At 64.0% G+C, this 14,728-nt stretch carries 10 protein-coding genes; 3 read left to right on the forward strand and 7 right to left on the reverse strand.

All coding sequences use genetic code 11. The features are described 5' to 3' along the window. Window positions 1-8: 8 nt before the first annotated feature. Entirely contained in the window at window positions 9-1,412 is a 1,404-nt protein-coding gene (locus OO12_RS07930; RefSeq protein WP_034158138.1) for an amidase, read from the forward strand. After that, window positions 1,379-2,401 (forward strand): P1 family peptidase, encoded by a 1,023-nt coding sequence (locus OO12_RS07935; RefSeq protein WP_052215655.1) that lies wholly within the window; start codon window positions 1,379-1,381, stop codon window positions 2,399-2,401. The genes OO12_RS07930 and OO12_RS07935 overlap by 34 nt, the downstream gene beginning before the upstream one ends. Here the strand turns inward: OO12_RS07935 and OO12_RS07940 are convergent. From OO12_RS07940 to OO12_RS07970, 7 genes are all read right to left on the reverse strand, one after another. Then, window positions 2,392-3,978, reverse strand: a complete 1,587-nt coding sequence (locus OO12_RS07940) for a dipeptide ABC transporter ATP-binding protein (protein ID WP_034158139.1) — start codon at window positions 3,976-3,978, stop codon at window positions 2,392-2,394. The two genes, OO12_RS07935 and OO12_RS07940, sit on opposite strands and share 10 nt — an antisense overlap. After that, window positions 3,975-4,778 (reverse strand): ABC transporter permease, encoded by an 804-nt coding sequence (locus OO12_RS07945; RefSeq protein ID WP_034158140.1) that lies wholly within the window; start codon window positions 4,776-4,778, stop codon window positions 3,975-3,977. Before OO12_RS07945 ends, OO12_RS07940 begins: the two co-directional genes overlap by 4 nt. Continuing rightward, window positions 4,775-7,318, reverse strand: a complete 2,544-nt coding sequence (locus OO12_RS07950; protein WP_034158141.1) for an ABC transporter substrate-binding protein — start codon at window positions 7,316-7,318, stop codon at window positions 4,775-4,777. Before OO12_RS07950 ends, OO12_RS07945 begins: the two co-directional genes overlap by 4 nt. Next, on the reverse strand, window positions 7,315-8,682 hold the full coding sequence (locus tag OO12_RS07955; RefSeq protein ID WP_034158142.1) for a tetratricopeptide repeat protein: 1,368 nt from the start codon (window positions 8,680-8,682) through the stop codon (window positions 7,315-7,317). Before OO12_RS07955 ends, OO12_RS07950 begins: the two co-directional genes overlap by 4 nt. Beyond that, window positions 8,682-9,644 (reverse strand): alpha/beta fold hydrolase, encoded by a 963-nt coding sequence (locus OO12_RS07960; protein ID WP_034158143.1) that lies wholly within the window; start codon window positions 9,642-9,644, stop codon window positions 8,682-8,684. The genes OO12_RS07955 and OO12_RS07960 overlap by 1 nt, the downstream gene beginning before the upstream one ends. Before the next feature lie 17 nt (window positions 9,645-9,661). Then, entirely contained in the window at window positions 9,662-11,917 is a 2,256-nt protein-coding gene (locus OO12_RS07965) for a TonB-dependent receptor (RefSeq protein ID WP_034158144.1), read from the reverse strand. Between the two features lie 117 nt (window positions 11,918-12,034). Continuing rightward, window positions 12,035-13,357, reverse strand: coding sequence for an aspartate aminotransferase family protein (locus OO12_RS07970; RefSeq protein WP_034158145.1), 1,323 nt, complete (start codon window positions 13,355-13,357; stop codon window positions 12,035-12,037). 225 nt (window positions 13,358-13,582) lie between these two features. Here OO12_RS07970 and coaA point away from each other — a divergent pair, with 225 nt between their 5' ends. Next, window positions 13,583-14,518: a type I pantothenate kinase gene (gene coaA, locus OO12_RS07975; protein WP_034158146.1), complete on the forward strand. Its 936-nt coding sequence runs from the start codon at window positions 13,583-13,585 to the stop codon at window positions 14,516-14,518. The last annotated feature ends 210 nt before the right edge of the window (window positions 14,519-14,728 follow it).

Consider the following 14,728-nt stretch of genomic DNA (forward strand, 5'->3'; position numbering starts at 1 on the left):
GAAACACCATGACCGAACCTTCCGAACTCTGCGCGACCGATCTGATGGCCGCATATCGAAGCGGACACGTTTCCCCAGTCGACACCATGCACAGCCTGCTGGCGCGTCTCGAGATTGCCGAGCCACTTCTGGCGGCAACCTGGGCGGTCGACGCCGAGGCGGCCCTTGCTTCTGCGCGCGCGTCGGAAGGTCGGTGGCGTGCCGGCAGGCCAATCGGACCACTCGACGGCATACCGGTCAGCATCAAGGAAATGATCGCCACGCGCGGAACCGCGAAACCGATCGGCACCGCGGCGGGAGACATGACTCCGCAACCTCGTGACGCGCCGCCCGCCGCCCGGGTTCGCGAGGCCGGCGCCATTATCTGGGGCAAGACGACCAACCCGGATTTCGGGATGCTGTCCTCCGGGTTGTCGAGCTTTCATCGGCTCTCACGCAACCCCTGGGACCCGACATTGACGCCCGGCGGGTCGAGCGCCGGGGCGGCCACGGCGGCTGCCGCCGGTTATGGTCCGCTTCACGTCGGCACCGATATCGGCGGATCCGTCCGGCTTCCGGCGGGATGGTGCGGGATCTTCACGCTCAAACCCAGCAATGGCAGAGTGCCGATCGATCCGCCTTATATTGGCCGGATCGCCGGACCGATGACCCGTACTGTGACCGATGCGGCGCTGCTGATGGCAGTGCTCTCGAAACCGGATCCGCGCGACTATATGAGCCTGCCGGCCGAATACCTCCCCTGGGAGGATCTCGGGCTCGATCTGCGCGGCGTGCGCGTCGGGCTGATGCTGGATGCCGGCTGTGGCTTGCCGGTCGATCCGGAAATCACCACTGCGATTGTCGCGGCGGCGGCATTGTTCGAGGCGCAGGGTGCAGTCATCGAGGCTGTTCCTCCACTGATGACCCGAGACATGCTCGACGGCCTCGACCGGTTCTGGCGCATCCGCTTCTTCGAGCAGACGCGTGACCTGCCGCCGGACCGCTACGCCCTGATCCTGCCCTATATCCGCGCATGGGTGGAGGCGGCTCGAGACTATGACGGCATGCAGGTCTATACCGGGTTCGACCAGATCATGAAGATGCGTGAAGCGGGGCGCGATGCGTTCGAAGGCTATGATTTCTTCCTGTCGCCGACCGCTCCCGTATCCGCTTTCCCGGCCGAGTTCGCCAGCCCGCTCAATGATCCGACGCGGCCGTTCGAGCATATCGCCTTCACCGCACCCTGGAATATGACGGAACAGCCTGCGGCCTCGATCAACTGCGGCTATACGAGTAAGGGCTTGCCGATCGGTCTGCAGATTGTGGGCAGGAGGTTTGACGATATGGGCGTGCTGCGAATGTCCCGGGCCTATGAACGAATACGGCCAGCCCAGCGGCCATGGCCGACACCCTGGCTGAGAGAAGCGGCGTGACGATCTTTTGCCCCGGCCCACGCAACCTGATCACCGATGTGGCGGGCCTGACGGTCGGCCATGCGACCGACGAAATCGCCCAGACCGGTGTGACGGTGCTGCTGACCGACAGCGCCTGGACCGCGGCGGTGGACATTCGCGGTGGCGGGCCAGGCGTGCGCGAGACCGAGACGCTCAATCCCGAAAATGTCGTCCCGGGCATCCACGCCATTGCACTCTCTGGCGGATCGGTGTTCGGCCTCGCGGCAGCCGATGGCGTCGTCTCCCGACTGTCCGAAGCCGGCATCGGCATGCGTCTGCGCGCCGGCGGCAAGGCGATTCCGATCGTGCCGGCAGCCGTGCTTCATGATCTCAATAATCCGGGCGACAAGGATTGGGGCGAGCTCTCCCCCTATCGGGCGCTGGGAATGGCCGCGGTGGAGGCAGCGGCGGCCGGATTCGCGCTCGGCTCGGTCGGTGCCGGGCGGGGCGCGATGGTCGGATATCGCAAGGGCGGGATCGGATCGGCATCGCTCGACTGTGGCGATGGCATCATCGTCGGCGCTTTGGTCGCCGCCAATTCGGTCGGATCACCCTATATGTCTGACGGCGAGACCTTCTGGGCCTGGCCGTTCGAAATGGATGGCGAGTTCGGCGGCAAACGGCCGGCCGCCGACGTCATCGCGCACGATCCGGTGCCGGCATTGTCGCGCCTGGATGCGCTGGGGAAGCTGGCGCCCGGCGGCAACACGACGCTCGCGGTGATCGCGACGAACGCCCGGCTGACCAAAGGAGAGGCGAAGCGCATCGCGATCATGGCGCAGGACGGCATGGCGCGCGCGATCCGCCCGCTCCATACGCCGTTCGACGGCGACCTGGTCTTCACGCTGGCAAGCGGTGAGATTGTGCTACCCGACGATGCAAGCCGCAACGTTGCGATCACACGGATCGGATCGGCCGCCGCCGACACGCTTGCTCGCGCCGTCGCGCGCGGCGTCCATCACGCCTGAGCGGTTCGGCTGGCAATCACGCGATCCAGGTCGGGCGTCGCCGCCACGAGCGCGGTGGTATAAGGGTGCCGGGGCGTGGCAAGAATGGTGGCCGTGGGGCCTTCTTCCACGATCCGGCCATCTTTCATCACGATGAGCCGGTCGGCCATCGACTTCATTACCGACAGATCGTGCGATACGAAAAGATAGGATAGCCCCAATGTCGCCGAGAGCGTGGCGAGCAGGTCGAGAATATCCGCCCGCGTCGACATGTCGAGCGCCGAAACCGCCTCGTCCAGCACAACCAGCGACGGCGCGATGATCAGCGCGCGCGCAATAGCGATACGTTGCCGCTGCCCCCCGGAGAATTGGTGTGGAAAGCGATCGGCATCGGCAGCGTCCAGTCCCACCCGTCGCAAGGCCGTCTCAACCCGCTCCCGTCGTTCGGCCCGCGCAACAGGAACATCGAGCAGATGCAGCGGCTCCGCCACCAGCTGTTCCACTCGCTGGCGGGGATCGAAGCTTCCCTTGGGATCCTGGAACACCGCCTGCACCTGTCGCCGCAGCACGCGCAGGCGATGTCCGCGCGCCGTGGCGATCGCCTCACCATGCAACAGCACCGCCCCGGCCTGCAGTGACCCCAGCGCGAGCACGGCGCGCAACAACGTCGTCTTGCCCGATCCCGATTCACCAATCACGCCGACGGTTTCGCCAGGACCGACGCGCAGGCTGACGCCATCGAGCGCCGCTGCCTTCGCACCCCGGTAGCGCTGCGTGAGGTCGCGTACCTCCAACACCGGTGCGCCCACGCTCGGGCCAATTCGGCGCGCCGGTGCGTGGCGGGCCTTGGCGAGCAGCATCCGGGTGTAGAGTCCGCGCGGCGCGGCCAGCACTGATCCGACCGGGCCCTGTTCGACGATCGTGCCATCCTGCAGCACGACGATGCGATCGGCGACCTGGCCGACCAGGGCCAGATCGTGGCTGACGAGGAGTAGCCCGATGCCGCGTTCACGGATCAGGCCCGTCAACAAGTCCATGATATGTGCCTGGGTCGTCACGTCGAGCGCCGTCGTCGGCTCGTCGGCCACGATCAACTTCGGGTCTCCGGCAATGGCGATGGCGATCGCCACGCGCTGGCGCTGGCCGCCCGAGAGCTGATGCGGGTAGCGCGAAGCCGGCACCCGGTCAGGGAGAAGGCCGACCCGCGCAAGGACTCCTCCCGCCTCGCGCAGTGCTGTGCGCCGGCCCAGGCCCTTGTGGAGCCGAATCACCTCGGCGACCTGCGTGCCGATCGTCTGAAGCGGGTTGAGCGCGCTCATCGGCTCCTGAAAGATCATGCCGGCGACGTTGCCGCGCAGACGATCGAGCTGGCGAGGCGGGAGAGTGACGAGATTCGCGCCGTCCAGTACGACCTGACCGCTGATGGCGGCAGTGTCGGGCAACAACGCCATCGACGCCAGCGCGACGGTGGATTTCCCCGAACCGGATTCCCCGACCAGGCCGACGATCTCGCCGGCAGCCACCCGAAGCGAAACGCCGCGCAAGGCGATCTGGTCGCCATGGCTGACAGTGAGATGGTCGATCGCTAGCAGGGTCATGACGCTGTCCGGAAACGTGCGCCAAGCCCGTCACCCGCGAGCGTCAGGCCGAACACTGCGACCATGATGGCCAGTCCCGGGACGATTGCCAGCCGGGGCGCCGATCCGATCAGCGTCTGAGCATCTGCCAGCATACGCCCCCAACTCGGCACTGGCGGCTGCACGCCGAGCCCGACATAGGACAGGCCAGCCTCCGCGATCAGGGCCAGCGAAAACTGGATCGTCGCCTGCACGATGATCGGGCCGGCGATGTTCGGCAGGATATGTTCGAGCGAAATCCGCATACGCCCCTTGCCCGCAACGCGGGCCGCCGCAACGAAATCCCGATTCCACAGGCTCTGCGCTTCGCCCCGGGTCAGCCGTGCGAAGACCGGCAGGTTGAAGATCGCGATGGCGATGATCGCATTGGACGCGCCTGGCCCCATCACGGCGGCGAACAAAATCGCCAGCATCAACGAAGGAAAGGCGAATATGACGTCACCGGACCGCATGAGACTCTCGTCCAGCCAGCCGCCCCGAGCCGCGGCAAGCAGGCCGAGCGGCACACCCGCGAGAATTGCCGCACCCACCGCGAACAGCGATACGGCGAGCGAGGTCGTCGCGCCCGCCATGATCATGGCAAGCATGTCGCGCCCGAGCTGATCGGTACCGAGCCAATGCGCCGGCGACGGGGACTGAAGCCGGCCGGCGATATCCACCGCACCGACATCATAGGGTGTCCAGAGCAGCGCCAGTAGCGCCATCGCCACGAACAGGCCAGTGATGACAAAACCAGCCGGAAGCGTGATCCGATCTCTCATGCTGAAATCCCGTCGCGCAATCGCGGGTCGAGCCAGGCGCGGATCATGTCGACCATGAAACTCGCCGCCACCGTGATGGCGACGAGCAGCATCACAACCGCCTGGACGACGATGAGGTCGCGTTGCGCGATCGCCTGCAACACAAGGCGCCCCAGCCCCGGCAGGAAAAAGACATTTTCGATGATCGCGCTTCCCGCGAGCAGAAACGGCACCTGCAGGCCGAGCACCGTAAGGACCGGCCCCAGCGCATTGGGAAGCGCGTGACGGCGCAGCGCCGCGTCGCGGCTCAAGCCCTTGGCGCGCGCCGTGCGGACATAATCCTCGTTCATCGTGCCGATCAACGCCTCGCGCATGACACGGGCGAGAATCGCCGCCTGCGGCAAGGCCAGGGCGATCGCGGGAAGCACCAGCGCGCCAAGCGCCGGCCAGAAGCCTCCATCCCAGCCCGGAAACCCGCCGGCAGCGACCCAGCGCAGCGTCACGGAAAAGACCAGCACGAGCAGGATCGCCAGCCAGAAGCTGGGCACCGCGATTCCGAGACGGGCGATCCAGGTCAACGCGGTGTCGAGTGCGCGCCCTGTCCGGCGTGCGCCAGCATAACCCGCCGGTATCCCGAACAGGATCGATAGCCCCGTGGCGAGCAGCGCGAGCGGCAGGGATACCGCAAGCCGGTCGGCGAGCAATTCTGCGACCGGCACGCGATAGGTATAGCTGATGCCGAAATTGCCCTGGAGCAGGCCAGTGACCCAGCGCAGATATCGCGTCATCGCCGAGCCGTCGAGACCGAGATCGGCATGCAATGCGGCGATCGCCTGCGGGCTCGCGTTCAGCCCCATCATGAAAGCTGCTGGATCACCCGGCACGATCTGCACGAGCACGAAGATGATGAGGGTCGCCGCCAGCAGCGTGCCGACGAAAATGCCAAACCTCGCGGCAAGGTAGCGCAGCCCAAAGGCACGCCCCGCCGCCACGAGGAGCACGATTGCCAGCACCGCGACGAGGAACGGCCAGGCCCGACCGCCATGCCGAGAAACGCCGCCCCCGGCCGGCCCATCCGCCGCACCATCGCCAAAATGCGCGGTGGCATAGTCGAGGCCCTGGTTGGGTGTGTTGACCCAGATGTCGCCGAGCGTTGCATCCTGAACACCCAGCCGCGGAAATTCGAACAGAAAGCCATTGACGGCATCGTCGGCCAGCTTGCGTTGGATATCCCCGAACAGGCGATGGCGGCCTGCCGGATCCTCGGTGCGCTTCAATGCCTCTAGCAGCGCGCGATAGGCAGGGCTCTCATATCCGAAATAATAGCCTGTGCGGCCATAGATATCATAGTCGAACGGCTCGGCATGGTTGACGATCGTCATGTCGAACTGGTGCCGCCCAAAAACCTGATCGAGCCATTGCGCCCATTCCAGATTCTGGATCGTGACACGGATACCGGCCGCACGCAGTTGCGCCGCCACGATCTCTCCCGAGCGCCGCGCATAGGAAGGCGGGGGCAATTTGAGGGTCAGGGCAATGCCGTCGGCATAACCGGCCCTGGCGAGCAGCGCCCGAGCCGCCGCCACATCGTGCGGATAGCGCCCGGTCAGGTCGACATAGTCGAGGCTCTGCGGCGGGAAATGGCTGCCGATCGGCACGCCATAGCCGAACATGGCGCCATCGATGATCGCGCGCCGATCGATCGCCATCGAGATGGCGCGGCGCACCAGCAGGTTGGCGAGCGGTCCGCTGCGCTGATTAAGTGCCAGGATCACCTCACCCTCGGTCGGTCCGATCGCCAGTTTCAGAGAGGGATCCGCACGCAGCTGCGCCAACGTCTCGGGCGCAGGAAAATCCGGAAAGATGTCGACATCATGCGCCTTGACCGCGGCATAAGCGGCAGTGGGGTCGGCAATGAAGCGGAAGGTGACCTCGGCCAGCCGCGCAGACGTTCCCCAATAATGCGGATTGCGCACCAGCCGCACTGCGTCGCCGCGCCGCCAGCCGGCGAACCCGAACGGTCCCGTCCCGACCGGCGCGGTCGCCAGCGCCCCTGCAGAGCGCGGCGAGACGATCACGCTGTCGCCGAGGCTGAGGAGCGCCAGGAAACCCGAATCCGCATGCCCGAGCGTGATCCGCACTGTCAGCGGATCGAGCGCGCGAATATCGGACATTACCGACAAAGCCTGCGCCTGCGCATTGCTCGATCCAGGTGCGATCGCGCGACGCAGGCTGAACACCACATCGGCGGACGTCATCGGACGGCCGTCCTGGAAGCGGACATTGGGCCGCAAAGTGAAGATGTAGGTCAGCCCATCAGCCGATACAGTCCAGCGCGTGGCCAGCAGAGGCACCATCGATCCGTCCGTGCGTGCGCGAACCAGTCCTTCGAAGATCGTCGCATAGACGATTTCATCGACCGCAACGGCAGCGCCGGATGTGGGATCGAGATTGGGAGGTTCGAGCTGCAGCGCGACGGTCAGCCTGTCCCGGGCGGATACTGCCTGGAACGGTCCCATCAGCAGCAGCAAGGCGAGCAGCGCCCGCGCGATCTGTTTCATGCGGCAAGCCGCCGGGTGACGCGAGCTTGCGCCGCGTCCGCCTGGACCGGCAGGTCGAGCGCTCGATAGACCGTCGCAAGCAGTCGATTCAACGCGACGCCATCCGGGTCATGAGCGCGGCGCAGTTCCAGCATCTGCTGCGCCAGGATCAGTTCACCGCTGCGGATGGTAGCGTCGAGCAGGATTTGTTCGAACAGATCGCGCTGCGCATGGCTACCGCCGAGACGCACGATATGCGGCAGCGCCGCCGTCAGGGCCGACACCGCGTCTTCATGGCGGCCGCGGGCATGAGCAAGCAGGCCGCGCGCGAGCGGCACGGCCACGTCATGCCACACCGCCCGGCTGTGCGCCGGACCATTCACTGCTACCGCCTCGATCGCCACCATGAGACGGTCGGCTTCGGGTCGCTCCGCCCGGGCGAGCCCGTAAAGATACTGGACACTCAGGAACGGCTGGACGACGTCCTCCGCGCGCGCGGCGAGATAGCCGGCCAAGTCGGTCCATCGCGCGCCGACGTCCAATCCGGCGAGTTCGAGACGCGCGAGAAGCGACACCGCACCAATCTGGTCCTGCGAATAGTCCTTCGCCGCCGCCCAGACATGGTCGTCATAGGCGCGAAACGCGTCCACCTCCCGCCCCTGGCTCAAATAGAAGAGCGCAAGATGCCACCAGAGATGCGTGAGCATGAAGCTGTTGAGCGTTACCCAGCCACCGGCCCAGCCCTCAAGTAAGGCAACGCCCTCGTCGATCCGTCCTTCGGTCAGCGTCACATGCGCCAGTGCGTGCTGCGCCCAGGGATCGTCCGGGACAATTGCGAGTGCGCGCCGTGCGGCGTCCTCCGCATCCCGCAACAAGTGGAGCTGCTCATAAGCAAAGGCGAGCATGCCCAAGACATAGGGCAGCGCCGGATCAACGCCGGCCGAGCGAGTGGCAACGCGGAGCATTGCTGGGAAATCGCCCCGATTGAATTGATGATAATGAAGCAGCTTAAGCGTCGCGAGGTCGCGCGGATGATCGCGCAGGACATCGTCCAGAATCCCTGTCGTCGCATCGATATCGTCTGCGACCCATGCTTCGAGCGCGGCGATCAACTGGCGCTCCCGCGGCGTCGCATGGTCGGCAGTGCGCTTCGCCGCAGCGACAAATGGTCGCGCCGCCGAGACGGCGTCCTGTGTTTCAGCAAGGAGGTGCAGAAAACCAGCATAGGTCTGGACGAGCGGCACATCCGGCATGGCATCGACCTGCTTCAGCAAGTTGACCGCCCGGACGTCATAAGCAATCAGTCCGCCAACGAAATCGTCGATCACTGCGACGGCCGTCGCATCGGTGCCGGTGACGACATTGCCCAGGAAATCGGTCGGCATCAATGCTCCGTATGCGCAGCCAGAAAGGTGGCGACATCGATTGCCGACCGGTCGGGCTGATCGACCATCAGAAGATGGCCGGCGTCAGGGTAGATGATCATTTTCGATCCGGGAATGGCATCCGCAAATCGATATGCGGCACCGACCTCGATCAACTGATCCTGCCGCCCCCACAATATCAGTGTCGGAGCCTTGATCGCGGCCAGCGTTTCCTTCGACGCGGCGAGGCTGCCCGGCCGCAACGACATGAGAATCTGGCGATGTCCCGGCATGCGCTGCACATCGGCCCAGCGCTGGATGAAGGGCTCGGTCAGTACCGACTGGTCGACCACGTCTTTTTTCAGGCCTTCGCGGATCAGCGGCAAATTATCGATCGAGGCGAGGAGATCGCGGCCGAGTTTGTACTGCATGACGCGAAAGGCAAGCGGCGGATTCTTGTTGAGGCTTTGCGTCGGCCATCCTGCGGCATCGACAAGGATCAATGCGGAGACGCGGGCGGGATGTCGCAACGCGAGCTGCCACGACACGCCACCACCCATGGAATTCCCGGCCACGGCGAAGGATTTGAGACCAATTGCCCCGGCAAAGGCATCCACTAGATCAGCATAATGATCGGCGGAGGCGGGAAAATCGATCGGTGAGGTCGTCAGTCCATGGCCTGGCAGGTCGATCGCGATGACGCGATGATTTTTGGCCAGGACCTTCGTCCAGCCATCCCAGGAGAAGCTGTTGTCGCCAAAGCCATGGATCAGCAGCAGTGGGGGCGCGTTCGCGGGTCCGGACTCGAGATAATGCAACTGCACGCCACCCGGCAGAGCGACAAAGTGCGAATTCGGCCGGCTATATTTGGCGACCACCGTCTCACGCGGCAGATCCGGTGCGCGCAGATAGAGCCAGAAGCCGATCGCGACGACGACCAGGATTGCGAGAATTCCGCCAATGATCTTGATTGCCGTCGCCATCAGAACTGCCTTTCGTTTCAGAAATTGAAGCCGACACGACCGCCGAAGCTCGCCGGCCGGCCCGGTGCCGCGACTTTCGCGTTGGGCAGGAAATAGTTTCGCGTCAGGTCGTATTTTTCGCCGAAGATATTGCGGCCATAGGCGCCGACCCACCAATTGCCATTGTTGGGACGGAAAGTGATCGTGGCATTGGCCAGCCAGCGATCCGGCAAGTCGAAGGTGGAGCCCAGGAACGAAGGCAGATTGTCCCGGAAGCTATAATCCGCCTGCGTCTCCAGCGAATAGCGGTCTCCGATCGGGAAGGCGTAGCTGATCGAGCCCTGATAGCTCCAGTTCGCGATCGGCAGGCGCTGCCCCGATTTGTCGATCGTATTGCCGACATAGAGCCCACTGCCTGGATCGACATGGACGGACGCCGCATCGACATCGAAAAAGTCGCGGTAGCGCCCGAATTTATAACCGATCGACTGAGTGAAATGGAGCCGCGGCACGGGCACGATCTCTACCTCCAGTTCGCCGCCATAGATTTCGGACTTGGGCGCGTTGACGATTCGCCCGATCGCCCCACGCTGCGGATTGATCACCACGCCAAGCACCTGCTGGTCGCGATAATCATAGTAGAAGGCGGAACCATTGATCCGCACCGATCGCGCGACATCCGCCTTGAAGCCGACTTCATAGGCATAGAGGATTTCAGGCTTGAACGCGTCTATCTGGTTCGCATTGGGCGAATTATAAACGGTGAAGCCCCCTGATTTCACGCCGCGGCTGGCATTGGCATAAAGGAGCAGGCCGCTTGCCGGGCGGATCTCGATGCCCGCCTTGCCGCTGACTTCGTCCAGCGTCGCATCGCGATTGCCATTGGTGAAGGTCGGCGTACCGTTGATCGCGGTCCGGAAGTCGCGCAGCTTGCGCGTCTCATGCTCGTAGCGCAGGCCACCGACCAAGCTGACGACGTCCGTGAGCTTGAAGTTGAGCTGACCAAAACCGCTGATCGAGTCCGCCGTCTGCCGGTACGAGGTATCGGTGACGAAGCCGAGGCTCTGCGAAAAATCGGTCAGGAACTGCTCACCGAGTTTCTGGTGCGAATAATAAACCCCACCAACCCAGCCGAGCCGCGTATCGCCGAGCGAAGACAGGCGCAGCTCTTGCGAGAAGACGTCGATCTTGCTGCCCCAGAAGACATCGGACTCATGGCTCGATGAGGCATCCCAGTCGGCCAGTTCACGTCGCTTGAGGTGATCATAGGCGGTGATGCTGGTCAGCCGCACGGCCGATCCGAGATCGACCGCCGCGGTCAGGCTGCCGCCGATCGAGTCGTTGCGACGCTCGGGCTTGGCGTCGGCGCTGTAGCCTGCGAGCGCGGCGAAGCTTGGCGAGAGGCCCCATCCGGTCTGCTTGCCGGTCTGCGGATCGGCCGGGATGATCGGTCCCGAACCGACGCCATAGCCGCTCGTCTGGAATGGCTGGAAGAGATAGAGGCCAGTCTGCTCCGAATGATCGCGGCCGCCGTGCAGGTTCAGCGTGACATCCACGCCAGCTGATGGCGTCCATTCGAGCAGCGCGCGGCCGAACAGCCGATTGGCATCGCCAAGCGAGTCTCCGGTCACGCGGTTATGCTGGAATGCCCCGCCCTGTTCGGTGACGCCCGACAGACGAAACTTCAGCGTGTCGCTGATCGGGCCGGAAATATGGCCCTCCGCCTTGAACAGATTGAAGCTGCCATATTCGGCATCGATTCCGGCGGAGAGCCTGTCGGTCGGCTTGCGGGTAATGAAGTTGATCGCTCCACCGGTCGTATTGCGGCCGTACAGCGTACCCTGCGGTCCGCGCAGCACTTCCACGCGATCGACGTCGAACAGCGCGCCCTGCGTCATCACCGGGACAGGATAGGCTACCTCATCGACATAAACGCCGACGGTCGGCGTGTTGTTGGTGGCATAGTCTTCAAACCCGACACCGCGTAGGCGGAACTGCGGTTGTCCGCCACCAAAAGCGGGCACGACCTCCAGGCTGGGCGTCTGGAACTGGAGTTGATTGACGTTGGTGACGCCGCGCTTGGCAAGTTCGTCGCCCGTCAGCACCGAAAGCGCGACGCCGACATCCTGGGCCGACTGGCTACGGCGCTGCGCCGTCACGATGATGTCGTCCAGATTATCACTTTTTTCCGCGACAGGCGGCGAGTCTGCCGGCTGTGCCGAAACCGCGGATGGCAGAAGCGCCGAGAGGGCGAGCGCCAGCGACGATGAGCGCAGGAGCGTGGACTTGGTCATGATAATGGTCCCCTTGAAGCGAAGATGTCCCTCGCCGATGATGGTGTTCGCGCTCAGGCTGTCGGGCCGGCGGGGTGCGCGCCCCGCCGGTCCTCGACCGGTCCCACTCCTGCAGTCTTATTGAAGAGCATTCAGCAGCCCCTTGATCCGGTCGGCGATCTCGCCGATCTGGTCTTCGGAAATGATCAGCGGCGGTGACAGCGCGATGGTGTCACCGGTCACGCGGATCAGCAGGCCGCTGTCGAACGCGGCATGGAAGATGTCCTGCCCCCGTTCGCCGGCCTCATTCGGCCGGCCGGCAAGCTCTATACCGGCGACCAGGCCGATATTGCGGACATCCACCACATGCGGGGCAGACTTCAGCGACTGCACTGCGTCCTCCCACACTGGCGCGAGTGCGGCGGCGCGTTCGAACAGGCCCTCGTCGCGATAGAGATTGAGTGTCGCCAGACCGGCGGCCACAGCGAGTGGATGCCCTGAATAGGTATAGCCATGGGCGAACTCGATCAGCCCATCGGCGCCGTTCTGGATCGCGTCATGAACCTCGGACGACACGCCCACCGCGCCCATCGGCACGGTCGCATTGGTCAGTCCTTTGGCGACGGTAATGATGTCGGGCCGTACCCCGAAACGCTGCGCGGCGAACGGCGCGCCCGTGCGGCCAAAGCCAGTGATGACTTCATCGAAGATCAGCAGGATGCCATGGGCATCGCAGATGGCGCGCAGTCGTTCGAGATAGCCCTGCGGCGGCACGAGAACCCCGGTCGAACCCGCAACCGGCTCGACGATGACCGCCGCGATCGTTGAGGGATCATGGAGTGCGACCAGCCGTTCCAATGCATCGGCGAGTTCCGCGCCGTGCGCCGGTTGGCCATGCGAAAAGGCGTTTCGCGCCAGATCGTGCGTATGCGGCAGATGATCCACCCCGGCGAGCAGCGTGCCGAACTGCTTGCGGTTACCGACAATGCCGCCAACCGAAATGCCTCCGAAGCCGACACCATGATAGGCGCGTTCGCGGCCGATCAGGCGGGTGCGTGTCCCCTGCCCCTTCGCGCGATGATAGGCCAGCGCGGCTTTCAGCGCGGTATCGACGGCCTCGGAGCCGGAATTGCAGAAAAACGCGTGATCGATGCCGTCGGGCAAGATGTCGGTCAGACGCGATGCGAACTCGAAGGCAGCCGGATGAGCAAGGTTGAACGACGGCGCAAAATCGAGGGTCGCCGCCGTACGCTGAATTGCCTCCACAATCGGCTGACGGCAATGACCGGCATTCGAGCACCACATGCCGGCCGTCGCATCGAGCACCGGATCATCATTCGGTGTGAAATAGAACATTCCCTCCGCCCGGGCGAGCAGCCGCGGGTTCGCCTTGAATCGCCGGTTGGGCGTGAACGGCATCCAATAGGCATCCAGGGTGTTGGGCAATTTGAGCGTCGTCATAGGGTCACCTTGTCGTCATGGAGTGCACCGCAGCATATCGCCTTGGGAGGCAGTTCGCATGCACGACATGGCGATTCCCAATATCCCCTAATTTAGTAGGGTAAAGCCAAGCATATCTTGTGCTGACCGCAGAACCGCTTTCGCATCGCACGCACGCACCAAGACTTCGCTGCACTGCAAAACTAACTATTGCGCTCGCCGGGCTTTTGGGCTGTTGCGCGGACCATGGAAAGCAACGGCTACTCGATCTTCACACGCGAGGAGTGGAGCCGGTTGCGTTCCAGCGTTCCCATGACGCTGGGTGAAGACCAGCTTGCGGCACTGCGCGGCGCCAATGAACCGATGTCGCTTGCCGAAGTGGAGGCGATCTACCTTCCGCTCGTACGGCTGATCAATCTGCACGTCTCCGCCGCGCGCGGGCTGGCGACAGTGACGGACGAATTCGTCGGCCGCCCGCCGGTGCGCCGCCCCTATGTCATCGCGATCGCCGGCAGCGTGGCGGTTGGCAAAAGCACAATCGCCCGGCTGCTTCAGACACTACTCTCGCGCTGGAGCGAACATCCGCGCGTAGACCTCATCACCACCGACGGCTTTCTCTGGCCACGCGAAAAACTGCTCGCCGAAGGACTGATGGAGCGCAAGGGTTTCCCGGAGAGCTACGACGTTCGTACAATGATTGATTTCCTTGCCCGGGTTCGCTCGACCGGAGAAGGCAGAGCGCCCGTCTACTCGCATCAAAGTTACGATATCGTACCCGGCATGTCGGACACGGTCGACCATCCCGACATCCTGATTTTCGAAGGACTGAACGTTCTGCAGATCGGCGATGGCGTCTCGCGCCGTCATGCGCCAGTCTTCACTCCCGCTGACTTCTTCGATCTCTCTCTCTATGTCGATGCCGATCCGGCCCATATCGAACGCTGGTATGTGGATCGGTTCCTCGTGCTTCAGCAGACCCGGATGCAGGATCCGGACAATTATTTTTACCATCTCGCCCGCGCATCGCGAAAAGAGGCGCGCGCCTATGCCGAAGGGCTGTGGCATAAGGTCAACCTGCCCAATCTCCTGGAGAATATCCTGCCGACCCGTAACCGCGCCGATGTGGTGCTGCACAAGGATTTCCTCCATGCTGCCGACTCGCTCTGGCTGAGACGCACCTAGGGACTCGAGCGGCAATGGCCGACGCCTGGGGTTCGAGGCTGATCGACATGCTGGACTACGACGCCCTCACGGCGACGGAAACATTCAGGCTCGCCTTGTCGGATTGAGCGGCCATATCTGCAGTGGCGCCAGGGTGAACCCGGCCAACGACCAACTCGGTAGCCGTGCCTGTGCGGATGAAGAGGTAGCACAGTCCAGAATATTCTTTGC

Source organism: Sphingomonas sp. ERG5, assembly GCF_000803065.1.
GTDB lineage: Bacteria > Pseudomonadota > Alphaproteobacteria > Sphingomonadales > Sphingomonadaceae > Sphingomonas.

Coding starts and splice junctions, on each gene's coding strand:
- OO12_RS07960 (WP_034158143.1), bottom strand. CDS start 9,644: ATGGCGACGGCAATCAAGATCATTGGCGGAATTCTCGCAATCCTGGTC.
- coaA (WP_034158146.1), top strand. CDS start 13,583: ATGGAAAGCAACGGCTACTCGATCTTCACACGCGAGGAGTGGAGCCGG.
- OO12_RS07945 (WP_034158140.1), bottom strand. CDS start 4,778: ATGAGAGATCGGATCACGCTTCCGGCTGGTTTTGTCATCACTGGCCTG.
- OO12_RS07950 (WP_034158141.1), bottom strand. CDS start 7,318: ATGAAACAGATCGCGCGGGCGCTGCTCGCCTTGCTGCTGCTGATGGGA.
- OO12_RS07970 (WP_034158145.1), bottom strand. CDS start 13,357: ATGACGACGCTCAAATTGCCCAACACCCTGGATGCCTATTGGATGCCG.
- OO12_RS07940 (WP_034158139.1), bottom strand. CDS start 3,978: ATGACCCTGCTAGCGATCGACCATCTCACTGTCAGCCATGGCGACCAG.
- OO12_RS07930 (WP_034158138.1), top strand. CDS start 9: ATGACCGAACCTTCCGAACTCTGCGCGACCGATCTGATGGCCGCATAT.
- OO12_RS07935 (WP_052215655.1), top strand. CDS start 1,379: ATGGCCGACACCCTGGCTGAGAGAAGCGGCGTGACGATCTTTTGCCCC.
- OO12_RS07965 (WP_034158144.1), bottom strand. CDS start 11,917: ATGACCAAGTCCACGCTCCTGCGCTCATCGTCGCTGGCGCTCGCCCTC.
- OO12_RS07955 (WP_034158142.1), bottom strand. CDS start 8,682: ATGCCGACCGATTTCCTGGGCAATGTCGTCACCGGCACCGATGCGACG.